The organism is Exiguobacterium undae DSM 14481 (genome assembly GCF_000620805.1).
Taxonomy (GTDB): Bacteria; Bacillota; Bacilli; order Exiguobacteriales; family Exiguobacteriaceae; genus Exiguobacterium_A; species Exiguobacterium_A undae.
On record NZ_KK211187.1, the window covers coordinates 1,280,147 to 1,302,683 of the forward strand.

The 22,537-nt window shown below is 47.3% G+C and carries 28 protein-coding genes; all 28 read left to right on the forward strand.

All coding sequences use genetic code 11. The features are described 5' to 3' along the window. The first annotated feature begins 4 nt into the window (after window positions 1–4). The 28 genes from fliG to rpsB all read left to right on the forward strand — a co-directional run bounded on the left by fliG (window position 5) and on the right by rpsB (window position 22,530). Window positions 5–1,012, forward strand: coding sequence for a flagellar motor switch protein FliG (fliG, locus tag P397_RS0107110; protein WP_028106017.1), 1,008 nt, complete (start codon window positions 5–7; stop codon window positions 1,010–1,012). Continuing rightward, window positions 996–1,721 (forward strand): FliH/SctL family protein, encoded by a 726-nt coding sequence (locus P397_RS0107115; RefSeq protein ID WP_035414096.1) that lies wholly within the window; start codon window positions 996–998, stop codon window positions 1,719–1,721. Before fliG ends, P397_RS0107115 begins: the two co-directional genes overlap by 17 nt. After that, entirely contained in the window at window positions 1,714–3,027 is a 1,314-nt protein-coding gene (gene fliI, locus P397_RS0107120) for a flagellar protein export ATPase FliI (protein WP_028106019.1), read from the forward strand. Before P397_RS0107115 ends, fliI begins: the two co-directional genes overlap by 8 nt. Window positions 3,028–3,040: 13 nt before the next feature. Then, window positions 3,041–3,475: a flagellar export protein FliJ gene (locus tag P397_RS0107125; RefSeq protein WP_026832634.1), complete on the forward strand. Its 435-nt coding sequence runs from the start codon at window positions 3,041–3,043 to the stop codon at window positions 3,473–3,475. Next, window positions 3,472–4,026, forward strand: coding sequence for a MotE family protein (locus tag P397_RS0107130; protein ID WP_028106020.1), 555 nt, complete (start codon window positions 3,472–3,474; stop codon window positions 4,024–4,026). Before P397_RS0107125 ends, P397_RS0107130 begins: the two co-directional genes overlap by 4 nt. Window positions 4,027–4,042: 16 nt before the next feature. Then, window positions 4,043–5,200, forward strand: a complete 1,158-nt coding sequence (locus tag P397_RS0107135; protein WP_028106021.1) for a flagellar hook-length control protein FliK — start codon at window positions 4,043–4,045, stop codon at window positions 5,198–5,200. After that, window positions 5,193–5,663 carry a flagellar hook capping FlgD N-terminal domain-containing protein gene (locus tag P397_RS0107140; RefSeq protein ID WP_028106022.1) on the forward strand — a complete coding sequence of 157 codons (471 nt, stop codon included), beginning with the start codon at window positions 5,193–5,195 and terminating at the stop codon, window positions 5,661–5,663. The genes P397_RS0107135 and P397_RS0107140 overlap by 8 nt, the downstream gene beginning before the upstream one ends. Next, window positions 5,663–6,499: a flagellar basal body rod protein FlgG gene (gene flgG, locus P397_RS0107145; protein ID WP_028106023.1), complete on the forward strand. Its 837-nt coding sequence runs from the start codon at window positions 5,663–5,665 to the stop codon at window positions 6,497–6,499. The genes P397_RS0107140 and flgG overlap by 1 nt, the downstream gene beginning before the upstream one ends. Beyond that, the gene (locus P397_RS0107150; RefSeq protein ID WP_026832639.1) at window positions 6,496–6,732 is read left to right on the forward strand and encodes a flagellar FlbD family protein; all 237 of its coding nucleotides are present in this window, start codon (window positions 6,496–6,498) and stop codon (window positions 6,730–6,732) included. The genes flgG and P397_RS0107150 overlap by 4 nt, the downstream gene beginning before the upstream one ends. Beyond that, complete coding sequence (locus P397_RS0107155; protein ID WP_028106024.1) at window positions 6,707–7,156, forward strand: flagellar basal body-associated FliL family protein; 450 nt, start codon at window positions 6,707–6,709, stop codon at window positions 7,154–7,156. Before P397_RS0107150 ends, P397_RS0107155 begins: the two co-directional genes overlap by 26 nt. Before the next feature lie 9 nt (window positions 7,157–7,165). Continuing rightward, entirely contained in the window at window positions 7,166–8,149 is a 984-nt protein-coding gene (fliM, locus tag P397_RS0107160) for a flagellar motor switch protein FliM (RefSeq protein WP_012370738.1), read from the forward strand. A gap of 1 nt (window position 8,150) precedes the next feature. Beyond that, entirely contained in the window at window positions 8,151–9,281 is a 1,131-nt protein-coding gene (fliY, locus tag P397_RS0107165) for a flagellar motor switch phosphatase FliY (protein WP_028106025.1), read from the forward strand. 12 nt (window positions 9,282–9,293) lie between these two features. After that, window positions 9,294–9,659: a response regulator gene (locus tag P397_RS0107170; RefSeq protein WP_026832642.1), complete on the forward strand. Its 366-nt coding sequence runs from the start codon at window positions 9,294–9,296 to the stop codon at window positions 9,657–9,659. Between the two features lie 14 nt (window positions 9,660–9,673). Further along, entirely contained in the window at window positions 9,674–10,153 is a 480-nt protein-coding gene (locus tag P397_RS0107175) for a flagellar biosynthetic protein FliO (RefSeq protein ID WP_235183952.1), read from the forward strand. Further along, window positions 10,150–10,818 carry a flagellar type III secretion system pore protein FliP gene (fliP, locus tag P397_RS0107180; protein WP_028106027.1) on the forward strand — a complete coding sequence of 223 codons (669 nt, stop codon included), beginning with the start codon at window positions 10,150–10,152 and terminating at the stop codon, window positions 10,816–10,818. The genes P397_RS0107175 and fliP overlap by 4 nt, the downstream gene beginning before the upstream one ends. Window positions 10,819–10,828: 10 nt before the next feature. After that, on the forward strand, window positions 10,829–11,101 hold the full coding sequence (gene fliQ / locus P397_RS0107185; RefSeq protein ID WP_012370733.1) for a flagellar biosynthesis protein FliQ: 273 nt from the start codon (window positions 10,829–10,831) through the stop codon (window positions 11,099–11,101). Further along, the gene (gene fliR / locus P397_RS0107190) at window positions 11,098–11,865 is read left to right on the forward strand and encodes a flagellar biosynthetic protein FliR (RefSeq protein ID WP_028106028.1); all 768 of its coding nucleotides are present in this window, start codon (window positions 11,098–11,100) and stop codon (window positions 11,863–11,865) included. Before fliQ ends, fliR begins: the two co-directional genes overlap by 4 nt. 1 nt (window position 11,866) lies before the next feature. Further along, complete coding sequence (gene flhB, locus P397_RS0107195; protein WP_026832646.1) at window positions 11,867–12,958, forward strand: flagellar biosynthesis protein FlhB; 1,092 nt, start codon at window positions 11,867–11,869, stop codon at window positions 12,956–12,958. A gap of 14 nt (window positions 12,959–12,972) precedes the next feature. Further along, window positions 12,973–14,997 carry a flagellar biosynthesis protein FlhA gene (flhA, locus tag P397_RS0107200; RefSeq protein ID WP_026832647.1) on the forward strand — a complete coding sequence of 675 codons (2,025 nt, stop codon included), beginning with the start codon at window positions 12,973–12,975 and terminating at the stop codon, window positions 14,995–14,997. A gap of 3 nt (window positions 14,998–15,000) precedes the next feature. Next, on the forward strand, window positions 15,001–16,059 hold the full coding sequence (locus P397_RS0107205; RefSeq protein WP_028106029.1) for a flagellar biosynthesis protein FlhF: 1,059 nt from the start codon (window positions 15,001–15,003) through the stop codon (window positions 16,057–16,059). Beyond that, window positions 16,059–16,910, forward strand: coding sequence for a MinD/ParA family protein (locus P397_RS0107210; protein WP_235183953.1), 852 nt, complete (start codon window positions 16,059–16,061; stop codon window positions 16,908–16,910). The genes P397_RS0107205 and P397_RS0107210 overlap by 1 nt, the downstream gene beginning before the upstream one ends. Before the next feature lie 21 nt (window positions 16,911–16,931). Next, entirely contained in the window at window positions 16,932–18,932 is a 2,001-nt protein-coding gene (locus P397_RS0107215; RefSeq protein ID WP_028106030.1) for a chemotaxis protein CheA, read from the forward strand. Between the two features lie 11 nt (window positions 18,933–18,943). Further along, entirely contained in the window at window positions 18,944–19,372 is a 429-nt protein-coding gene (locus P397_RS0107220; protein WP_028106031.1) for a chemotaxis protein CheW, read from the forward strand. Continuing rightward, window positions 19,365–19,973 (forward strand): chemotaxis protein CheC, encoded by a 609-nt coding sequence (locus tag P397_RS0107225; protein ID WP_026832652.1) that lies wholly within the window; start codon window positions 19,365–19,367, stop codon window positions 19,971–19,973. The genes P397_RS0107220 and P397_RS0107225 overlap by 8 nt, the downstream gene beginning before the upstream one ends. Next, window positions 19,966–20,448 carry a chemotaxis protein CheD gene (locus P397_RS0107230; protein WP_026832653.1) on the forward strand — a complete coding sequence of 161 codons (483 nt, stop codon included), beginning with the start codon at window positions 19,966–19,968 and terminating at the stop codon, window positions 20,446–20,448. Before P397_RS0107225 ends, P397_RS0107230 begins: the two co-directional genes overlap by 8 nt. A 13-nt stretch (window positions 20,449–20,461) precedes the next feature. Further along, window positions 20,462–21,235, forward strand: a complete 774-nt coding sequence (locus tag P397_RS0107235; protein WP_026832654.1) for a FliA/WhiG family RNA polymerase sigma factor — start codon at window positions 20,462–20,464, stop codon at window positions 21,233–21,235. An 11-nt stretch (window positions 21,236–21,246) separates the two neighbouring features. Further along, window positions 21,247–21,666, forward strand: coding sequence for a hypothetical protein (locus tag P397_RS0107240; RefSeq protein WP_152539588.1), 420 nt, complete (start codon window positions 21,247–21,249; stop codon window positions 21,664–21,666). Window positions 21,667–21,795: 129 nt separating this feature from the next. Beyond that, window positions 21,796–22,530: a 30S ribosomal protein S2 gene (rpsB, locus tag P397_RS0107245; RefSeq protein ID WP_012370721.1), complete on the forward strand. Its 735-nt coding sequence runs from the start codon at window positions 21,796–21,798 to the stop codon at window positions 22,528–22,530. Window positions 22,531–22,537 lie beyond the last annotated feature (7 nt).

A 22,537-nucleotide genomic window follows, 5' to 3' on the forward strand; every position in this document is an offset into this window, starting at 1 on the left:
TGACATGAAAAAATTAGAAATGAACAGTCGCGAAAAAGCTGCGATTTTAATGATTTCGCTTGGACCGGAAGTGGCAGCGAGTGTCTATAAACATCTGTCGGAAGAAGAGATGGAATGGCTGACCTTACAAATTTCCAGTATGAAACGGATTGATCCGGAAGAAAAACTGGAAGTGCTGGAAGAATTCCATGAGTTGGCAATGGCACAAAACTACATCACACAAGGTGGCATTGGATTTGCGAAATCGGTTCTTGAAAAAGCGCTCGGTGAAGAGAAGGCGATGGAGCTCATCTATCGCCTGACATCGACCTTGCAGGTCAGACCGTTTGAATTCGCAAGAAAGGCGGATCCGAAGCAATTACTGAATTTCATTCAAAATGAACATCCGCAGACGATTGCCTTGGTATTAGCGCATCTGGACCCGGCAAAATCGGGACAAATTCTATCCGAACTTCCGGCAGAAGCGCAATCAGATGTGGCGCGACGGATTGCGACGATGGATCGGATGAATCCAGAAATTATCAGTGAGGTCGAACAAATTCTGGAACGGAACCTGTCACAAGCCGGCATGCAAGATTACGCCCAGTCGGGTGGTATTGAAGCCGTTGTCCAAGTCTTGAACGGTGTCGATCGAACAACCGAACGGACCATTTTGGATACGCTTGAAATTCAAGATCCGGAATTAGCAGAAGAAATCAAAAAACGGATGTTTGTCTTTGAAGACATTGTCACACTCGATGCCCGTGCCATTCAACGCATCATCCGCGAAGTATCGAATGAAGACTTGTTGCTTTCGCTTAAAGTGTCTTCAGACGATGTCAAAGAAATGGTGTACCGAAACATGTCGCAACGAATGGTCGAATCATTTAAAGAAGACATGGAATTCATGGGACCCGTTCGGTTGCGTGATGTTGAAGAAGCACAAAGTCGGATTGTCGGCATCATTCGCCGCTTAGAAGATATGGGTGAGATCGTGGTAGCGCGTGGTGGAGGAGATGATATCGTTGTCTAACGTCATTAAACGGCAAATTGTTTTTGAACGGGATCAGAAAACGATTTTTCACCAGACAAGCTCACCGCAGACAGTTGATCCGGAACCCGTCGTTTCGTATGAAGAGATGATGAATGAAGGACAGGAACGACTGCAACAACAACAAGCGGTATTAGAACAACAAGAACAGGCGCGGCGGGCTGCACTGGAACAAGACCGAATCGCTGTGCTAGAAGAAGCGCGACAACAAGGATATGCGGATGGTTTTGAATCCGGGCAACAAGCTGGACAAAATGTGTATCAACAACGGATTGAAGAGACGAATCAATTTACGCAACGTCTTGAACAAATGTTTGCTGACCGAATTGTCATGATGGAAGACGAACTATGTGCGCTTTCGCTGCAACTGACACATCAGTTTTTGGAACGGCTACATGATACGGACGAAGAAGCACTGTATCAGACCATTCATAAGTTGATTTTGCAATTCCGCGATCGTGAAAAACTAATTGTTTACACATCTGCCGAAGACTTTGAACGGGTCGTCTTACTAGAGGAGCGACTGCATACGATTTTAGGCGGAACGGCGACCATCAGCCTGCGGATTGATCCGGAACTGGCAGCGCGGGACTTCCGGGTTGACTCGGAGAACGGAGCGATTACAGGTGGATTGACTGCCGGTTATGATCTATTGCTAGCGCAGTTATCTGAGGTGTTGCAGGATGTATAAACTCAAACAATTGCAAGCCGCGATTCGGGATGTCCGTCCGGAAGATTTGGTCCAACATTCGGGTAAAGTCGTTCAAGTCATCGGATTGATGATTGAATCGCGTGGACCAACGGCGGTCGCAATCGGAGAACGGTGTTTGATCCGGATTCATCGCGGAGAGGAAATCGAAGCGGAAGTGGTCGGATTCAGAGAAGGACATGTCTTGTTGATGCCGTACGGTGAGACGACAGCCATTGCTCCCGGGTCAATCGTCATCGCAACCGGGAAACCACTCCATGTTCCGGTCGGAGAAGAATTGATTGGCAAAGTCCTCGACGGATTAGGACGTTCCTTGGACGGAGAGTCACTGAAACATTTACGAACGACGTCAATCGTCCGTAAACCACCGAGTCCACTGGATCGTCCGCGGATCGATCAAGTATTATCGACCGGAATTCGTGCCATTGATGGGTTACTGACGGTCGGACAGGGGCAACGGGTTGGATTGTTCGCCGGTTCCGGAGTCGGGAAATCGACCTTGCTTGGGATGATTGCGAAACGTTCGACAGCCGACATCAACGTCATTGCACTGATTGGTGAGCGGGGGCGTGAAGTGAAGGAATTCATCGAAGCGGAACTCGGTGAAGAAGGCATGAGTCGGTCGATCATCGTCGTAGCGACCAGTGATCAACCGCCACTCGTCCGACTGAAAGGCGCTTATACGGCAACGGCGATTGCAGAATATTTCCGGGATCAAGGCAAAAATGTCGTGCTGATGATGGACTCCGTCACCCGGTTTGCCATGGCGCAACGGGAGATTGGTCTTGCAACGGGAGAACCGCCGGCATCAAAAGGTTATACGCCGAGTGTATTTGCCTTGTTGCCTCAATTGCTCGAACGCAGCGGGAAAACGACAGAAGGTTCGATTACCGCCTTTTACACGGTTTTAGTGGACGGGGATGACATGAATGAGCCGATTGCCGATGCGGTTCGCGGAATTCTCGACGGTCACTTCGTGTTAGATCGAAATTTGGCCAATAAAGGGCAGTATCCGGCGATTCATGTGTTGCGCTCAATCAGCCGGGTCATGAATCAAATCACATCCACTGAACATAAGGACAGTGCCATTACATTTCGGCAATTGCTTTCGACCTATCTCGATGCAGAGGATTTAATCAATATCGGTGCCTATAAAAGCGGTACGAATAAGGAGATTGATCGTGCGGTCGAAAAGTATCCCGAGTTGATCGGGTTTTTGAAACAACGGGTGGAAGAAAAATCTGATTTTGAAGAAGGAATGAATCGTTTGATCACGACAATCCGTTAAAGGAGGTGCAAGTATGAAGACGATATATGAACGCATCATCCCTTTAGCGGAGGCGGAAAAGGATCGTGTTTCAAAACATACTGCTGAAAAAAAGAAACAATATGAAGTGGAAGTTGAAAAGTTGTATCACCTTCTGGTTCGTTATGAAGCGTTTTTAAAAGCTCAAAACGAGACGGGCGCCGTTGAATTGTTAGCCTCCCAGTACCGGGAGCGTGCACGCGATGTCGTTAAACAACAAATTGAGCGGCAACAATTGTACGTGACACAAGCTAAAAACCAATATGAGCGGGCTCAAATCGATTTAAAAGAAGCATTAATCGAAGAAAAGAAGTTTACCCGACTGCAATCCAATCAATTAGAAGAAAATCGGCGGTCACTTGCACTGGTCGAGCAAAATCAGATGGATGAATTGGCCTTACTACAGTTTGGAAGAAGGCGAACGACATGAGTGATCAAAAATCATCAAAACAATGGATTCTGCCGTTATTGATCATTCCGTTATTATTGCTCTTATTTACAGCTTATCTGGTCTTAAATTATGCAAACGGTCGTCCGATTTTTTCAATGCCTTTTTCTTCTGAGGAAACGACCACACAATCGTCAACGTCGAGTCAACAAGCCGATCTTGAAAAACGCTTGAAGTTGGCGAACGCAGAAATTAAGAAATTACGTGTTCAAGCTACGGAACAAGCGGACGTCCTTCAAGCCAAAGAACAGGAAGTCGTCCGGTTAATCGCAGAGCGGGATCGGTTGAAAAAAACACCTGTTACACCCGCTGCAACAAGCGAAGACACGGACAAGAAAAAAAAGGCGGCAAATGTGACGGATGTTTACGCAGAAATGCCTGCAAAAGAAGCAGCTAACATTTTAAATGAATTGAGCCCAACGGAAGTTGTGCCAATCATCCAAGACATTGACGCTGAACAACAAGCCGCGATCATGGCAAAGATGGATCCTAAAAAAGCAGCCACGTTGACGCAATTGTTGGCAGTCGAATGAGAGGTGAATCGAAACGATGAATTTGATGGAACTGCAACAGGTACAGACAGCGAAACCGATTACGAAGTTGAACGGAAAGGACATTCCGGCGACGGGCGTCGGAAACTTTGCATCGTTACTGCAGTATTTTGCGCAGACGGCGACAGCGGGATCGGAAAACGTGTCACAGGAACAAAACACAACGCCAGTAGAATCGAATGAAGCAGAAGTGGAACAACTTGTGCTTCAGTTGGCGAAGCAGCCCGAACAGGTCTTGCAATTATTGGACCAACCTGTCCTTGAAGAATTGAAACAAGATCCGAAAAAGGCGATGGAATTGATTCAGTTCATTAAAACGATGCAAGAGGGGCAAGGCGAGCAAGCACTGGATCTGTTGCAACAGGTATCACCTCCGGTCCAGCAAGCGATTGTAGCCGCCATCTCGTCGATTGTTGGTGCAATCAAAGAGAACACCTCCCCTAAAGAGGTGACTGGAAATCCGGTAATCCGAGCGAATGTGGATCCAAAAGCAGTGGTTCCTTTCAACACACTCCCGGCGGTGAATCCGACAGGAATCGCTAAAGCCGGACAGAAGTCAGCCGATTCACCGATTCTGAATCGTCCCGTTTCGGCAGAGTTAATGGGCAATACAGTCAAGACTTGGATTGAGGGAAAAAAAGGACTTGAACCAATGAAAGTAGTGGCTGATCCGGAAGGAAAAGAACAACCCGTCGCGTTAACCGGATTAAAAATCGACCGGATGACGTTAGCGGCGCCGACACTCACACGTAATCTGATCCCGAACTCGAGTGTCGATGAACAATTGGCCAACCGAATCGAAGCGGCTCTCAAACAAGCCCCCTTCTTAAAAGGCGCTGATGGCTCGACCCGGATGTCGATTCGTCTGTATCCCGAGCAGTTGGGTGAAGTCGTCGTTCAGCTGGATCGTAAAGAAGGAATGTTGACGGTCAAGCTATTTGCAGCAACAGAACAAGCCAAGCAACTGATGGATCAACAGCTTGGAAAACTGCATACGTCCTTGCAAGCACAAGCACCACTCGTCAAAGTCGAAACGGGACTGCTTGCTTCGACCGTAAAGGAGTTTGAACAAGGATTACCGCAGGAACGCCGAGAACGGCAACAAGAAGAACCTGTACCTTACGAGGAAGAACCAGAGGAGGATGAAGATGACTGATTCCATCAAAAATGAGGCATCGTCTTACCAGTTACCGGAGAAAACAAAAGTACCATCCAGTAATTCGATGGACAAAGACATGTTCATGAAAATCCTGATTGCCCAGTTATCGAATCAGGATCCGACCGCCCCGATGGAAGATAAAGAGTTCATCTCCCAAATGGCGCAGTTTTCTTCACTCGAACAGATGCAATCGATCGGCAAAGGGATTGAAACAATGATGCTCAATCAACATGCGGGTGCCTTGATGACGTACAGTAACCTGATCGGAAAATCCGTCAGTTACGAAAGTGAGACCGTCACAAAAGATGCCTCTGGAGCAGATACGACGTCGACCGTTAAAGAAACAGCGAGCGTTTTAAGTGTCAAACGCGACGGAGTCGACATCATCGCCGAGTTATCGAACGGAAAAAGCGTCAGTGTCTACGACCTGACTGAGATCAAAACAAAGGAGGAAAAATAATGTTACGTTCAATGTATTCAGGAATCAGTGGGTTAAAGAACTTCCAAACGAAGTTAGACGTGGTCGGGAATAACATCGCCAACGTCAATACGTTTGGGTATAAAAAAGGCCGTGTCACGTTTAAGGATCTTGTCAGTCAATCCGTCGGTTCTGCATCAGGTAACGGTGGTGGAGTCGGTGGGGCAAACCCGAAACAGGTCGGACTCGGGGCATCGATGTCGACGGTTGACAGTGTCTCGAATCAAGGGGCGTTACAAAATACAGGTCGTACACTGGATATCGCCATTTCGGGCGAAGGTTTTTTCCAGATTCAAACGGCTGACGGTGTTCGTTATGCACGGTCTGGTAACTTCTATACTGATCTTGACGGGAATTTAGTAACCGGAGACGGGAACTACGTCATTGGATCGAACAACGCTGGTCCTTTAGGAACACCAACAATTCCGTTAGGTGGTGACTACAAAACAATCCAAATTCCGGCTAATGCGCAAAATCTGGCAATTGCAAAAGATGGTCTCGTCACTTATGTTGACCCGGCAGGCACGCTTCAGCAAGCAGGCTATATCTCGTTAGCAAACTTCCCGAACCCGGGTGGTCTTGAGAAGTCAGGGTCGAACTTATACGCGATTTCACAAAACTCTGGTTTACCGACATCGGCGACACCAAGCACAAATGGTCTGGGACAATTGACATCCGGAACGCTCGAAATGTCGAACGTCGATTTATCGGAAGAATTCACGGAAATGATCATTGCCCAACGTGGATTCCAAGCGAATACGCGAATCATCACGACGTCTGATCAAATTTTAGAAGAACTCGTCAATCTCAAACGATGATTACGCTGACGACATTACGTGAAGCGCCGCTTGTCTTAAATGCAATCTTGATTGAAGCGGTTCGGTCAACACCCGATACAACGATCCAACTGGTCGGGGGACAGACTTATGTCGTAAAGGAATCGTTAGAAGAGGTAAAAGCAGCGACAATCGACTTTTACCGACAAGTCGGTTTAACGGGCTTGAACAGTGCTAGGAGGCTCGAAGATGGCAGAAGAAAAGAAGAAGAGTAAATTAAAATTACCACTCATCATGATCATCGTCGCAATCATGATGGTCGGTGCCGGGTATATGCTTTCGAAATATTTGTTAACGAGTGATGCGACGGAAGCAAAAGTAGAACAACCGACCGGTGCCGAACTTGAGGAACGAAGTTTTCAAACCGATGACTTGACGACGAACATCGCAGACGAGCGGTTTTTAAATGTTCAGTTCACGATTGTCACGGATGATGCGGCGACGCGGGAAGAATTAGAGTTACGAAAATTCCAAATCAACAACATCATATTAGGGGACTTGGCTTCGATGAAAAAGCAAGATTTGGATTCAAAACAAGACATGGCGAAGCTGGAAGAAAAATTACGGGGGCAATTTAAAAAGCTTCTGCAAGAAGGCGATGTTCAACGTGTCTACACGACGAAAAAAATCATCCAGTGAGGTGGGCGCATGAGCGAAGTATTATCACAACATGAAATTGACGCCCTGCTATCAGCCATTTCAAGCGGAGATATGGAAGTCGAGGAAATACGCAGTCAAGAAGAGGAACGACGGGTAAAAGTATATGACTTTAAACGGGCGTTACGATTCTCAAAAGATCAAATGCGTAACCTGACACGAATCCACGAGCAATTCGCTCGGGTTCTGACGACACATTTCTCAGCACAACTTCGGACGTACGTCCAGTTTACAGTCAACACAGTGGAACAACTGCCGTATGACGAATTCATCCATTCGATTCCGAACATGACGTTGATCAATCTCGTCAACCTCCATCCATTGGATGGACGGGTCATCTTTGAAGTCAACCCGAACATCGCCTATGCGATGCTTGACCGTCTGCTTGGCGGTCCGGGTGAAGGGATGAACAAAATCGAGAATTTGACCGAAATCGAGACACGGATTTTAACACAACTGTTTAAGCGGGCCTTTGTCCAGTACGGTGCAGCATGGGAATCGATCGCGGAGATCGAAGCGGAATATGACGATTTAGAAATCAATCCGCAGTTTCTCCAACTCGTTTCGCCGAATGAGACGGTCATTCTTGTCTCGATCTATGTAACGGTCGGTGAGGTCAGCGGGACGCTGAACGTCTGTCTGCCGTTCGTGACACTCGAACCGATCATCCCGAAACTGTCCAGCCACTTTTGGATGCAACAAGAAAAACGAAAGTCAGCCGATAACCAAGAGTCGGAACATATGCAAACACAGTTGATGGGATCAATCGTCGATTTGAAAGCAGTGCTCGGCCAGACGGAACTTTCGTTTGGAGAATTGTTACACCTCGAGGTAGGCGACTGCCTGTCCCTGCAGACACGTACATCCGATCCGGTTGAATTGTTCGTCGATGATCGGAAAATGTTCAAAGCGCGACCTGGTCTGAATGGGAAGCATCTCGCTTTACAAGTCTTACAACGAATTGAGGAGGAATAACATGAGCGATATGCTTTCGCAAGATGAAATCGATGCGTTATTACGCGGGACCCCATCAGCTGACGAACCAACTGACACAAGTTCGTCAGATGAATTAAATCAACTGGATGACATGGAAATTGATGCACTCGGCGAAGTCGGGAATATCTCGCTTGGCAATTCGGCGACCGCTTTGTCCGCCTTATTGAATCAAAAAGTTGAAATCACAACACCGCATGTCCGGATGATTACGATGGAAGAGTTGCGGAGTCGGTATCCGATTCCACACGTCGCCCTTCGTGTCGGCTATACGGAAGGTTTTAAAGGCGAAAATGTCTTGATTTTAACGCAACGGGATGCTTCCGTCATTGCGAATTTGATGATGGGGGGAGACGGTGTCGTCGACGAAAGTTTGGAGATGGAGCCGATTGCGTTATCCGCCGTTCAGGAAGCGATGAACCAAATGATGGGTGCGGCAGCGACTTCGATGTCGACCGTCTTCTCGATGCGGATCGATATTTCGCCACCTGCGGTTGAGATCTTTGACTTCTCGCAAGAAAAAAGTATCGTTGACAGCTTCTCGTTATGGGAGAGTATGGTCATCATTGAGTTTGATTTAAAAATCGGGACACTGATTGATTCCAAAATCGTACAGTTGGCACCTCTTGAATTTTCCAAACAATTGATTCAGAAATTATTCAGTGCCAGTACGACAACAACCGAGCCGGCTCCAGCGGCTCCAATCAGTAGACCTGAGCCGGTCCAAGAACAGCCGGCTGCGTCCCAAGCGGCACCGGAACCACGGTATGAAGCGCCACCGGAACCGAAAAAAGAGCCGGTCGGTGTCAGTCCCGTTCAATTCGGTCAGTTTTCCGATGTGCAACAAGAAGGTCCTCCGGGAAATATCGGGATGCTGTACGATGTCCCGTTGAATGTCACCGTTGAGCTTGGACGGACACGCCGCTCAGTCCGGGATATTTTGGAACTGACGCAAGGTTCAATCATTGAACTCGATAAATTAGCAGGTGAACCGGTTGATGTATTCGTAAACAATACATTGATTGCAACAGGTGAAGTCGTCGTCATCGAAGAAAACTTCGGTGTACGGATTACAGAGATCGTTAATACAAAAGAACGTCTGCGGATGTTCTAAGGAGGAAATAGGATGAGTGCAAAAGTTTTGATCGTAGATGACGCAGCTTTCATGCGAATGATGATTAAGGAAATTTTATCGAAAAATGGATACGACGTCGTGGGGGAAGCGGAAAACGGTCGTGAGGCTGTTTCGAAATACAAAGAGTTATCTCCGGATCTCGTTACACTGGATATCACAATGCCTGAAATGGACGGAATTTCTGCTTTGAAAGAAATTAAAGCCTTTAACCCGGCTGCGAAAGTCATTATGTGTTCTGCGATGGGACAACAATCGATGGTTATTGACGCGATTCAAGCAGGGGCAAAAGATTTCATCGTCAAACCGTTCCAAGCGGATCGGGTACTCGAAGCCGTTTCGAAAACTGTTTCGTCATGAGAAGATTGGCCTGTTTGACCTGTCTTCTCCTGTTATTGCTGACGAACCATGCGGGTGCGGAAACAGTAGAAGAGAATTTGAATCCATCTAAGAATAACGAACCTACAACACAACAGGTCGACGGGTCATCGACGGTGGTCACGGTCGTAAAAGTCGTCGTGGCCCTCGTAGTCTTAATTGGCGGGTTTTTACTTGCCGTCCGTTTCATCAATGAACGGACAAAAGGAGTCCGTCATTCGAGCCGTCTTTCGCATCTCGGAGGTGTGCCGCTCGGTAAAGATCGATCCGTTCAGCTTGTCAAGGTTCACGGGAAGATCTATGTGGTCGGTGTCGGTCAGAATGTTGAATTGCTTGATACGATTGAAGACGATGAGGAGTGGACATCGTCTGCGGATCTTCCGGACAGTCAACACCCGTCGTCGTCTGCCTCTCCCTTTCTGGAATCGTTTAAGCAACAGCTGGAGCAGTTCCAGAAGAATCGAGGACAGTCATGACGACGATTGAAAATCTGATTTCGCTCGATACACCGTCGGATACAGCGACGTCCATCAAACTGTTAGTCTTACTTACATTGTTATCGCTTGCTCCCTCTTTGTTGATTTTAATGACCTGTTTCACCCGAGTCATCGTTGTCTTGTCCTTTGTCCGTTCGGCACTCGGGACGCAACAGACACCTCCCAACCAACTGCTGGTTGGACTGGCATTGTTTATCACGTTGTTCGTCATGGCACCCGTTTTGACGGAACTGAACACGACGGCACTACAACCGTATATGGATGACAAAATCAGTCAGGACGAAGCCTTTGAAGAGGCCGGCGGGACGATGAAACGTTTTATGTCGCAGTACACACGAACCAATGATTTGGAATTATTTTTGAAATACGGCAATTATGAGAAACCGGAAAAGGTCGAAGATATTCCGCTCGTCGCGTTGGTACCAGCCTATGCGATCAGTGAATTGAAGACGGCTTTCCAAATCGGCTTTATGATCTTCATTCCGTTTTTAGTCATCGACATGGTCGTTTCGAGTGTCTTGATGTCAATGGGGATGATGATGCTGCCGCCTGTCATGATTGCCTTACCATTTAAATTATTACTGTTCATTTTAGTAGATGGTTGGCATTTGATTGTCGAGTCTCTGCTGGTCAGCATGCGATAGGGGGGACGACATGACGCAGGAAATGATTATTCAGTTGGCAAGTTCAGCGGTTTGGACGTTGCTTAAGGTGTCGGCACCGCTCTTGCTCGTCTCACTCGTCGTGGGTCTTCTCGTCAGTATTCTACAAGCGACGACTCAAATTCAAGAACAGACGTTATCGTTTGTCCCAAAAATCGTTGCCGTCTTCTTGGCGCTTGTCTTTTTTGGGCCGTGGATCATGGAAGAGTTAAAAACGTTTACGATTGAAATTTTCAAACAGATTGCCGAGGTTTCACGAAAATGACGTTATTGTCCTTTGTGAGTGTGTTTTTACTCGTTTTTGGTCGACTCGTCGGTTTTCTTGTCGCAGCCCCATTGTTTTCATCCAAACAGTTACCGGCTCAGCATAAATTGGCGATTGCCGCCGGACTCGCTTATTTTGCGAGTTATGCGGTCAAGACGAATGTCCAAGTGGATGACATCGATTTCTTTTTCCGGATGGGCACAGAAGTCATCATCGGACTGGCGCTCGGTTTACTCGCCAGTTTCTTGCTCTATGCACCACAAATTGCCGGATCCATCATTGATTTACAGATGGGTCTTGCGATGGCCTCGGCGTATGATCCGATGTTTGGAGGACAATCACCGATTATCGGTCGATTTTATTACATGATGACACTCCTCGTGCTGCTTGCGTCCGATATGCATTTGATTTTACTGGACGGTGTTTATACGAGCTTTCAAATTTTTCCGCCTGGCAGTGCAATCCAGGTTTCCGGCGAAGCGGGGATGAGTTTAGTCGTCCGCATCATCGGTCTTGCGATGTTGACGGCTTTACAAATGGCCATGCCGTTAGTCGTCTCCTTGTTTCTGGTCGATTTGGCACTCGGATTTTTAGCCAAAACAGCTCCCCAGTTTAACATCTTTGCGATTGGTTTCTCCGTTAAACTACTGATGGGTTACGCCATTTTGTTTTTACTGGCCGGCGCGATGATTACCGGGATTTCTCGATTCATCCCGCTGTTACAAGAATTATTGTCGGACGCGATTCAATTACTGGGAGGTTGAGATGAAGACGTATAAATTAACTCTCGACCTTCAGTATTTTGCAGGCGAAAAGACAGAAAAAGCTTCCCCGCGAAAACGGGATGACTCTCGTAAAAAAGGTCAGGTAGCAAAATCAGCCGATTTGACGAGCAGTCTGATGTTATTTGCAATGTTTTTAGTGCTGTTTTTCTTTGGTCCGTTTTTAGGGAAACGATTCGTCATGGTGCTGGAAGATGGATTAAGTGCCCAAACGGTATTGGTCGCAGTCGAAGAGGGGCGGATCCAGGAAATCATGATTGAGATGTTGGTTCAGATGGCGATTCTTGTCGCACCATTCTTCTTGACCGCCGTCGTAATCGGAATTTTAGGAAATTTCGTGCAAATCGGTGCCCTGCTCAGTGCGGAATCAATTCAACCGAAATTGGATCGGATCAATCCGCTGCAAGGTGTAAAACGGATCGTCAGTATGAAAGCATTCATTGAATTTTTAAAATCAGTTTTTAAACTCCTTGTCATTGGTGTGACCAGCGGAACCGTCTTATGGAACAACAAGGTCGAAATTTCACGATTGACATCAGAACCGATTGGAGACGCCTTGGCAATTGTGGGTCACTTAACCTTTTTACTCGGTATATCGGTCAGTATTGCATTGATTGCACTGGCGATTCTTGATTTTGCCTATCAAAAGTTCGATTTTGAAAAATCGATCCGGATGAGTAAACAAGATTTAAAAGACGAGCATAAAAATACAGAAGGTGATCCGCAGATTAAAGGAAAAATCAAACAGCAACAACGTGAAATGGCAATGCGGCGGATGATGCAAGAAATACCGAATGCCGATGTTGTCATTACGAATCCGACCCATTATGCGGTGGCGATTCAATATGATGACGGCAAACATGCAGCACCGATCGTCGTTGCCAAGGGAGTGGATGCTGTCGCATTCCGGATTCGGGAGAAGGCGACAGCCGCTGAGATTCCCATTATTGAAAATAGACCGCTCGCACGAGCATTATTCGCAAAATCAGAAATAGGAATGGCAGTGGATGAATCATTTTATCAGGCACTCGCTGAAACACTTGCCTTTGTCTATCAAATGAAACAAGCGAAATGAAAGGATGAAGCATCATGACCATTTCAACACGAGATTTAACCGTCCTGCTAGGCGTCATTATGATTGTCTTCATGCTCGTCATTCCACTGCCAGGATTTTTACTCGATTTCTTAATCATCATTAATATTTTAATCGCATTGATGGTCTTACTTGTCGCGATGAACGCCAAGGAAGCATTGGAGTTCTCGGTTTTCCCGACCTTACTTTTGATTGTGACCTTATTCCGGTTGGCACTGAACGTGTCGACGACCCGTGCGATTCTCTCGAACGGGAACGGCGGGGAAGTCATTGAAGCGTTTGGTAGTTTCGTGGTCGGAGGAAACGCCCTTGTCGGATTCGTCGTCTTCTTGATTCTTGTCTTGATTCAGTTTCTGGTCATCACAAAGGGATCGGAGCGTGTTTCGGAAGTTTCGGCACGTTTTACGTTAGATGCGATGCCCGGAAAACAGATGGCGATTGACGCTGATTTGAACTCCGGGATGATCGACGAGTTGCAAGCACGGACACGGCGGCAAAAAATTCAATCGGAAGCTGATTTTTACGGAGCGATGGATGGAGCTTCGAAGTTCGTCAAAGGAGACGCAATCGCCGGAATCATCATCGTCATCATCAACTTGATTTTCGGAATGATCATCGGGGTAGTGCAACAAGGACTCCCGATGACGGAGTCAATCGAATTGTACACACTATTGACGGTCGGAGACGGACTTGTCAGTCAAATTCCGGCACTGTTGATTTCTGTCGCGACGGGTATCATCGTCACCCGTTCAACTTCGGACGGAAATTTAGGAGAAGACATCGTCGGACAGCTTTCGCGGACACCATTGCTTGTCATGATCGGTGCCGGCGCAATCTTCTTGTTAGGGTTATTCACGGCCATTCCGGATTACGTGACGATTCCTGTTGCAGCTGCAGCCGGTTTCTTCGCCTGGCAATTGACCCGGACGTCGAAAACAACCAAAGAAGAGGTCGCCGTCGAAGAAGCACCTGCGGAAAATCTGCGGTCAAGCGAATCAGTCATCTCCCTTTTGAATGTCGATACGATCGAATTCGAATTTGGATATGGGTTGATTCCGCTCGCGGATGAAGCACAGGGCGGTGACTTGCTGGACCGGGTCGTCATGATCCGCCGGCAATTGGCGCTTGAACTTGGGTTTGTGTTGCCGACGGTTCGGATTCGTGATCATCTGCAACTGCCTCCAAATCATTACCGGATTAAGATTCGAGGTAGCGAGATGGCGACAGGTGAATTGTTGCTCGACCATTACTTAGCGATGAGCCCCGGCGTCGATGATCCGGAGATCCAAGGGATCGAAACGGTTGAACCGGCATTTGGCATGCCGGCTCTCTGGATTGATGAACGGACAAGAAGTCGGGCCGAGATGTCCGGTTATACGGTCGTTGATCCACCATCCGTCGTAGCGACACATTTAACGGAGTTGTTAAAGAAACATGCCGCTGATTTATTGGGACGAGAAGAGACGAAGCAGCTGGTTGATCATCTGAAGGAGTCTCATCCAATCTTAGTCGACGAAGTGACGCCACAGTTGTTATCGATTGGGGAGTTACAGAAAGTCTTCGTTCAGTTGTTAAAAGAAAAAATTTCGATCCGAAATCTGCCGTTGATTTTTGAAACGTTAGCCGATTATGCCACTGTGACAAAAGACAGTGACCTGCTAGCAGAATATGTCCGCCAAGCGTTGGCACGACAGATCACGGAACAAGTGTTGCAAGGTGAGATTCTTCATGTCGTCACTGTATCAAGTGAGATGGAACTGGACATTCAATCGGCGATTCAAAAAACCGAGTTCGGTAATTATTTAGCACTTGATCCGGATCGAGCGACCCGCTTCATCGAATCGTTCAACGAACTGACGACGGAATTCGAGCGTTACGGCGCTCAACCGATCATCTTAGCGTCTCCAAGTATCCGGATGTTCGTTCGTCAATTGACAGAACGTTATTTCCCTGATGTTCCTGTCCTGTCTTACAACGAGTTAATTCCGACGATCGAAGTCAAGAGTATTGGGGTGATTTAACAGATGATGGTCAAACGAGTTATTGCGAATTCCGTCAGTGAAGCGATGGAACTGGTCAAAAAAGATATGGGCGAAGATGCGATTATCTTAAATACCCGACAGATTAAAGTAGGCGGATGGTTGGGTCTGTTCGCTCAAAAAAAAGTTGAATTGGTTGCTTCGATCGAAGAACATCCGGTTCAGGTCCCGGTGTCTAAAAAACAGGTACCTATTGTACCACCAGTCAAACTGCCTGTTCGAAACGACCGCGGGACGCAACCGGTCATTCCAAAAATCGTGTCGTTCGCCTCACGCCGGATGCCGGATGCTCTCCGGGCGTATGAAGCCCTGTTAGCGGAGCCGGCTCTTCAACAACGAGCAGAAGAACTCTACGATATGATGGTGTCGACGTATTACAAGACGAATGATGTGACGCAAGTGGAACGCGTGTTGCTTGATACGGTTGAACAAGACATTCGCGTCACGCAGGCGACCGCACGCTTCATCATGGTGACAGGTCCGACGGGGGTCGGCAAAACGACGACCCTTGCCAAACTGGCTGCCTACTATCGTTTGACGAAACAACAAACGGTAGGATTAATTACGACAGATACATACCGGATTTCAGCCATCGAACAGTTGCGCACCTATGCGGATATCATCGATATTCCGTTGCGTGTCGCCTATGACTTACAGGAATTTGAACAGGCGAAAGCTGACTTGGCCGATTGTGATGTCATCTTGATTGATACAGCAGGACGCAATTTCCTTGATGCAGGTTACGTCGAACAGTTGAAAAAGCGGCATGATTTTTCGGATACGGATGTGTTCCTTGTCCTCAGTTTAACGTCAAAATATCGTGACTTGGAACAAATTCAACAACGGTTTGACCAAGTACCGCTTGCTGGATTTATTTTTACCAAGGCCGATGAAACGACGGAATTATGGTCGATTTACGGTTTGGCGATGCAAACGCGGATTCCTGTGTTTTGTCTGACGACAGGTCAAGAAGTGCCTGAAGACATCATCTGGCCGACAAGTGCAGAAATTTCCCGAATGATTGTAGAAAGAGGGTTAAGATGATGCGAGAAGATCAGGCCCGCGCTTTGCGGTCTAAAGTTTCGGTGCGACAAACGAAAACAATCGCCATTGTCAGTGGCAAAGGCGGCGTAGGCAAAACGAACGTCGCAGTGAATCTCGGGGTTGCGTTATCATTACAAGCAAAAAAAGTATTGATCATTGATTTAGATATCGGGATGGCGAACGTCGGGGTTTTACTCGGAAAGTCTTCTAAAACTTCCTTGATGGACTGCGTCAAAGAGCGGACATCCTTGACCCAAGCCGTCGTCGAGGCGACACCGGAATTACATTTCATTCATGGGGGAAGCGGCTTCACGGAATTGATGGATCTGACCGACCATGATGTTGAGTTCATGATGAGCGAGTTTCGGTTTTTTTACGACTATGACTTCGTGTTACTTGACTTAGGAGCGGGCGCAACACATCAAACGTTTGATTTTATCAGCAGTGCGGATGAAGCATGGTTGGTCGTTACGCCGGAACCGACGTCGATCATGGACGGATATGCGTTCGTCAAACTTGCGCATCATCACGCTAATGAACTTCCGGTTGCCGTCGTCGTCAATCGGGCGACGAACGGACAAGAAGCACTCGAGACGTTTGATCGTCTCCATCAAGTGAGTCAAAATTTCTTAGACAAATCCTTACGGTTCATTGGATTTTTACCAGATGATCCGACCGTCATGAAAGCAGTCAAAGCCCAGCGTCCGTTTTATCTGTTTGACCGGACGAGTGACGTCAGCTGGCGGCTCGATCACATTACGACGGCACTGACAGGCATTCAAGTACAGGAACAAAAATTTTTAGATCGGTTATTGAACCGTTTGAAAAAACGACATAATCGGGTGCGCTAATCACGAAGGAGGATATGATCCATGGATTTAAATGAATATTTAGGCTTGTTTCTCGATGAGTCAGTCGAACATTTACAAGCAATCAACTCGAGTCTGTTGATTTTTGAGCAACGTCTCGATGACGAAGCCGTCATCGATCAGATTTTCCGCTCTGCCCACACACTAAAAGGGATGGCGGGAACGATGGGGTATGATGCGATTGCGGATTTGACGCATGAAATGGAAAGTGCTCTGGATTTAGTGCGCTCGAAAACGCAACCGGCGACGCCGGAATTGATTGATGTCTTGTTCGTCGCGGCGGAACAGCTCGAGACGATGGTAGAAGATATCAGTCAAGGCGGAACAGGAAAATTGGATGTGGCGGCGACCGTCGTCCGTCTCAAAAAATTCATTCAAACGGATTCAGAAACAGAAGTGACTGTAGCTGAGACACTCATCCCGGTTTTGAAAAATTTTGAGTGTGATGTCTATTCCGAGTCGGTTGTCCGTCAATCAATGGCGTCCGGTTATCATGCCTATGTAATAACCGTTGAGTTGTCAGCGGATGTGATTTTGAAGGCAGCACGTGTGTACATGGTCTTTGACCGTCTGCAGAGTCTCGGGGATGTCATTTTGTCGAACCCGACATCTGACGAACTCGAACAAGAACAGTTTGAAACCAGTTTTGATGTCCTGTTCGTGACGATGAAATCGGAACAAGAAATTCAAGAAGGCATCAAGTCCGTCTCGGAAGTAGCCCATGTGACGATCCAACCGTTTGAAGCGCCGATTGAAGCGGTCGCGGCAACGGAAACCTTGCTTGTCCCAACGACAAATGAGGCGGCGACCGTCAAGACAGTTGAAGTGACGGAAGCGACGGAAGTTCAGGCACCGGTTGCAGCGAAGACGATTCGAGTCAATTTAGAGCGGATCGACCGATTGATGAACTTATTTGAAGAATTCATCATCGACCGCGGACGTTTGGAGCGGATTGCGGCGGAAGCCGGTTCGTCTGATTTGACGGAGACCGTCGAACGGATTAAACGGGGAACAAACGAACTACAATCGCTTGTCCTGACGTTGCGGATGATGCCGATCGAACAAGTATTCAACCGTTTCCCGCGGATGGTGCGGTCCGTTTCAAAAGATGTCGGGAAAAACATCAAACTCCACATTACAGGAGCGGAAACCGAACTTGATCGGACGGTCATTGACGAGATTGGCGATCCCCTCGTTCATTTGATTCGTAATGCAGTCGATCACGGAATCGAGAGTAAAGCCGACCGGATTTTAGCCGGAAAACCGGTGGAAGGAAATCTGTCGTTGCGGGCGTATCACTCCGGGAACCGTGTATTTATCGAGATTGAAGATGATGGAGCGGGAATCAACCACGAGCGTGTCACACAAATCGCGCTTGAAAAAGGGTTGGTGACGGATGAAGAAGCAGCGTTGTTAACGCCAGAAGAAGCATCAATGTTATTGTTTGCACCTGGGTTCTCGACGGCAGAAACAGTGACCGATCTGTCAGGACGCGGTGTCGGGTTGGATGTCGTCAAATCGAAAATCGAATCGCTTGGCGGTGAAGTGTTCGTCGAAACGAAACGTGGAGCAGGCACCATTTTTAGAATCAGTCTGCCGCTGACGTTATCCATCATTTCCGCAATGTTAGTCAAATTGGGACAAGAGACATATGCCATCCCGTTGACGGCCATCATTGAGACGACCTCGCTCAAACAAGAGGCGATTTTACAAGCGCACCGGGAGAAAGTCTTTGATTTCCGGGGCCAACTCGTTCCGTTGATTTCATTGAATCAAGTGTACGGATTGCCGCAAACGGATGCAGAAGCCTACTCCGTTGTCGTCGTAAGAAGCGGCGAAAAATTAGCCGGTCTGATCGTATCTGAATTGATTGGTCAACAGGAGATTGTCATGAAACCGCTCGGAAGTTATCTTGAAGGAATTCGTGCGATTTCCGGTGCGACGATTCTTGGCGACGGACAAGTGGCATTGATCATCGACAGTAATGCATTGTTACGAAAGTGAGGGAATGAAGAATGGAACAAAAATGGGTTGTCTTTCAACTAGAAGAAAATGCGTACGGAATTGATGTCCAATCTGTTCGTTCGATTGAACGGGTCATCCCGATTACACGTATCCCGAATGCGGCATCGTATGTCAAAGGTGTCATCAATCTGCGCGGTGTCGTGACACCGGTCATTGACTTACGGACACGGTTAGGTTTTGAAACGATCGACGAAACAGAAGAGACGCGGATCATCATTGCGACACTGGAACATGGGGATGCCGGCTTTATTGTTGATCGAGCCAACGAAGTCGTCGAAGCAACCGATGTTCGGATTGAACCGTTGACGGATCAGAAGCAAGATGAATCCAACTACTTGACCGCCATCGCTAAAGGGGAAAATCAATTGTTTTCGTTGCTTGAACCAAATCGTTTGTTTGAAGAGATCGTCCATGCTTAATCGGATGGAACAAGACGTCTTTCGGGAAATCGGCAATATTGGAGCTGCGCACGCGGCAACGGCCTTATCGACATTGCTTGGACAACCGGTCGAAATCGAAGTCCCTTCAGCAGATTTGGAAAGCTTTTCAACGATCATCGAACGGGTGGGGGGAGCCGAGGCGTATACCGCCGGTGCACTCCTTCGCTTTTCGGGGGATATAAAAGCCTGTTTATTATTTTTAATGCCGCTCGAAGATGCAGAAAAATTGGTTGCCCAGTTGCTTCAACAGCCGTTTCGATTTTTCTCGGATCAGCATGCGCTCGGGGTTTCCGCATGGGAAGAAATCGGCAACATTTTGATCGGCGCCTATGCCCGCTCGATTTCCGACTGGCTGAATCTATCGGTCCATGTGACGGTCCCGGCATCTGCTTTTGATATGGTCGGAGCAATTTTGGAAGTAGCCTTACTTGAGTCGACAAAATTTGGTAACATGGCAGTATACATCGATACACGTTTATCCAGTTCAGGGAATGACTTGAATGGTCATTTACTGTTATTACCTGAAGAGGGTGCGTTCACATCAGTATTCGAACGATTGGGTGTGGACATCGATGGATGAAGTCGTTCGGATCGGAATAGCAGAATATGCCGTCAGCCAAAAACCGATCATTCTTCGAACAGCTGGCTTAGGCTCTTGTGTCGGTGTCATCATTTACGATCAAGAACGTGGACTTTCCAGTATGGCGCACGTCATGCTGCCAGACTCCGCGATCAGTCGGAACGTTGCACTTGAAATCGGTAAGTTTGCCGATACGGCGGTCGTGGAATTAGCGCGTCGTCTTAGACACAGCGGTGCCATCCGCTTACGGGCGAAGATTGCCGGCGGCGCCCAAATGTTTCAATTCAAGTACGAACATGAATCGATGCGGATCGGTGAACGAAACATTGCGGCAGTCAAACTGGCTTTACGAAAAGCAAACGTCCCACTCGTTGCGGAAGACGTCGGGGGAACGAACGGTCGGACGATCGAGTTCCACTCCACTACTGGCCGACTCGTGATTCGGACAGTGAACGTCGGAACGCTGGAAATTTAGAGGAGGAATGGTCATGCGTGAGGAATTACAACAACTTTGGGATCAATGGCTATCGACGCGTGATATAGCGGTAGCTGACCGGTTACTTCTGAATTATGAACCTCTAGTTCAATACCACGTTCAACGTCTCAGTGCGACACTTCCGAAAAGTGTTGACCGTGATGAGTTAAAAAGTCTCGGGATGATGGGGCTGTATGATGCCTTACAGAAATTCGATCAAAACCATAACAATAAATTTGACACGTACGCCGCTTTTCGGATTCGTGGTGCGATTCTCGATGGACTGCGGAAAATTGATTGGCTGCCCCGGTCGTTACGGGAAAAATCAAAACGCGTCGAAGCAGCGGTTGAAATTTTAGAGCAGAGCCTCCAACGGACACCGACAATCGATGAAGTGTCTTCGATCGTCGAGATGAGTCCGGAAGAAGTGAAGACGGCGCTTGCAGAAAGTTATTTCGCGAACATCTTATCGATCGACGAAGCCGTGACGTTGCAGGATGAAGGAAAAGCAATGTCGGTCTCTTACCTGGATCCCGATGCCGCGACGCCGGAAGATACGTTACTGATGCGTGAACTGATTTCGAAATTAGCGGAAGAAGTCGAGCAACTATCAGAAAAAGAACAGTATGTCGTGTCGCTCTTTTATTTTGAAGAGTTGACACTAACGGAAATCGGAGAAGTGTTGGGGCTGTCGACTTCCCGGATTTCGCAGATTCATTCGAAAGCGCTCCGGAAATTGAAACAGGCGTTAGGAAGTGCGTATCTTTCTGATCGTGTCGCGATGTGAAAGGATTAATGATGACACTCTTTTATATTTTACTTGCTGCACTCATGTGTTATGGTCTGTTGCTTTTATTTAAACAACAGGCAATGTTGAAGGACCGGATTACGAATCTAGAACGTCAAAAACAAGAAACGGAAGAAATCTTGTTGCAATTCATGGAGCATGTCAATGAATTGACGGGTACGGAAGCATCCGTCTCTTCTCCTCGACAAAACATCGAATTGATTGTACCGGCGGACGAAGACGAACGGCCAGAACCTCTTACAGAGGGAAAACCAGTCGAACTTGTTCCGGAAAAGCCGGTCTTTGATGTAAAACAACAGCTGGAGGAAGGGGCCGATCTGGATCAATTAGCCCGTTCCTTGAACCGGGGGGCGGGAGAGGTCGCCTTGATTGCCAAACTTTCTAAGAAAACGAAGGTTGCCCGGCGCTAATCTTTATGCTATATTAGTCTACGGTGTTAATTACGCACGCATGTATCGCCGGCTGCGGTGCCTTTAATAGGTTAGCTGGAACAACGATCATCGCGGAGGACATCCAAAACCCAAAAGGAGGAATTCATCATGGCAGTAATCTCGATGAAACAATTGTTAGAAGCTGGTGTACACTTCGGTCACCAAACACGCCGTTGGAACCCAAAAATGGCAAAATACATCTTCACAGAACGTAACGGAATCTACATCATTGACCTACAAAAAACGGTTAAAAAAGTAGACGAAGCTTACAACTTCATCCGTGAAGTAGCGTCTGAAGGCGGAAACGTTCTTTTCGTTGGTACGAAAAAACAAGCTCAAGACACTGTGAAAGAAGAAGCGATCCGTGCGGGTCAATACTTCATCAACGAACGTTGGTTGGGTGGAACACTCACGAACTTCTCAACAATTAAAAAACGGATTAACCGTTTAAAACAACTCGAAAAAATGGAAGAGAACGGTACATTCGAAGTTCTTCCTAAAAAAGAAGTCATCATTCTTAAAAAAGAAATGACTCGTCTTGAGAAATTCCTTGGCGGTATCAAAGATATGCCAGGCGTTCCAGATGCACTCTTCATCGTTGACCCACGCAAAGAGCGTATCGCGATTGCAGAAGCACACAAACTCAACATCCCAATCGTTGCGATCGTTGATACAAACTGTGATCCAGACGAAATCGACTACGTCATCCCAGCAAACGACGATGCGATCCGTGCAGTCAAATTGCTTACTGGTAAAATGGCTGACGCAATCCTCGAAGTTAAACAAGGCGAAGATAACGTAGCACCTGAAACTACTGAAGAAGTAGTAGCAGACGCTGAGTAATTCGTGA

What these genes read in the sequence shown, in the direction of transcription:
- fliG (WP_028106017.1), top strand. Translation starts at nt 5, where the DNA reads ATGAAAAAATTAGAAATGAACAGTCGCGAAAAAGCTGCGATTTTAATG.
- P397_RS0107115 (WP_035414096.1), top strand. Translation starts at nt 996, where the DNA reads ATGATATCGTTGTCTAACGTCATTAAACGGCAAATTGTTTTTGAACGG.
- fliI (WP_028106019.1), top strand. Translation starts at nt 1,714, where the DNA reads ATGTATAAACTCAAACAATTGCAAGCCGCGATTCGGGATGTCCGTCCG.
- P397_RS0107125 (WP_026832634.1), top strand. Translation starts at nt 3,041, where the DNA reads ATGAAGACGATATATGAACGCATCATCCCTTTAGCGGAGGCGGAAAAG.
- P397_RS0107130 (WP_028106020.1), top strand. Translation starts at nt 3,472, where the DNA reads ATGAGTGATCAAAAATCATCAAAACAATGGATTCTGCCGTTATTGATC.
- P397_RS0107135 (WP_028106021.1), top strand. Translation starts at nt 4,043, where the DNA reads ATGAATTTGATGGAACTGCAACAGGTACAGACAGCGAAACCGATTACG.
- P397_RS0107140 (WP_028106022.1), top strand. Translation starts at nt 5,193, where the DNA reads ATGACTGATTCCATCAAAAATGAGGCATCGTCTTACCAGTTACCGGAG.
- flgG (WP_028106023.1), top strand. Translation starts at nt 5,663, where the DNA reads ATGTTACGTTCAATGTATTCAGGAATCAGTGGGTTAAAGAACTTCCAA.
- P397_RS0107150 (WP_026832639.1), top strand. Translation starts at nt 6,496, where the DNA reads ATGATTACGCTGACGACATTACGTGAAGCGCCGCTTGTCTTAAATGCA.
- P397_RS0107155 (WP_028106024.1), top strand. Translation starts at nt 6,707, where the DNA reads ATGGCAGAAGAAAAGAAGAAGAGTAAATTAAAATTACCACTCATCATG.
- fliM (WP_012370738.1), top strand. Translation starts at nt 7,166, where the DNA reads ATGAGCGAAGTATTATCACAACATGAAATTGACGCCCTGCTATCAGCC.
- fliY (WP_028106025.1), top strand. Translation starts at nt 8,151, where the DNA reads ATGAGCGATATGCTTTCGCAAGATGAAATCGATGCGTTATTACGCGGG.
- P397_RS0107170 (WP_026832642.1), top strand. Translation starts at nt 9,294, where the DNA reads ATGAGTGCAAAAGTTTTGATCGTAGATGACGCAGCTTTCATGCGAATG.
- fliP (WP_028106027.1), top strand. Translation starts at nt 10,150, where the DNA reads ATGACGACGATTGAAAATCTGATTTCGCTCGATACACCGTCGGATACA.
- fliQ (WP_012370733.1), top strand. Translation starts at nt 10,829, where the DNA reads ATGACGCAGGAAATGATTATTCAGTTGGCAAGTTCAGCGGTTTGGACG.
- fliR (WP_028106028.1), top strand. Translation starts at nt 11,098, where the DNA reads ATGACGTTATTGTCCTTTGTGAGTGTGTTTTTACTCGTTTTTGGTCGA.
- flhB (WP_026832646.1), top strand. Translation starts at nt 11,867, where the DNA reads ATGAAGACGTATAAATTAACTCTCGACCTTCAGTATTTTGCAGGCGAA.
- flhA (WP_026832647.1), top strand. Translation starts at nt 12,973, where the DNA reads ATGACCATTTCAACACGAGATTTAACCGTCCTGCTAGGCGTCATTATG.
- P397_RS0107205 (WP_028106029.1), top strand. Translation starts at nt 15,001, where the DNA reads ATGATGGTCAAACGAGTTATTGCGAATTCCGTCAGTGAAGCGATGGAA.
- P397_RS0107210 (WP_235183953.1), top strand. Translation starts at nt 16,059, where the DNA reads ATGCGAGAAGATCAGGCCCGCGCTTTGCGGTCTAAAGTTTCGGTGCGA.
- P397_RS0107215 (WP_028106030.1), top strand. Translation starts at nt 16,932, where the DNA reads ATGGATTTAAATGAATATTTAGGCTTGTTTCTCGATGAGTCAGTCGAA.
- P397_RS0107220 (WP_028106031.1), top strand. Translation starts at nt 18,944, where the DNA reads ATGGAACAAAAATGGGTTGTCTTTCAACTAGAAGAAAATGCGTACGGA.
- P397_RS0107225 (WP_026832652.1), top strand. Translation starts at nt 19,365, where the DNA reads ATGCTTAATCGGATGGAACAAGACGTCTTTCGGGAAATCGGCAATATT.
- P397_RS0107230 (WP_026832653.1), top strand. Translation starts at nt 19,966, where the DNA reads ATGGATGAAGTCGTTCGGATCGGAATAGCAGAATATGCCGTCAGCCAA.
- P397_RS0107235 (WP_026832654.1), top strand. Translation starts at nt 20,462, where the DNA reads ATGCGTGAGGAATTACAACAACTTTGGGATCAATGGCTATCGACGCGT.
- P397_RS0107240 (WP_152539588.1), top strand. Translation starts at nt 21,247, where the DNA reads ATGACACTCTTTTATATTTTACTTGCTGCACTCATGTGTTATGGTCTG.
- rpsB (WP_012370721.1), top strand. Translation starts at nt 21,796, where the DNA reads ATGGCAGTAATCTCGATGAAACAATTGTTAGAAGCTGGTGTACACTTC.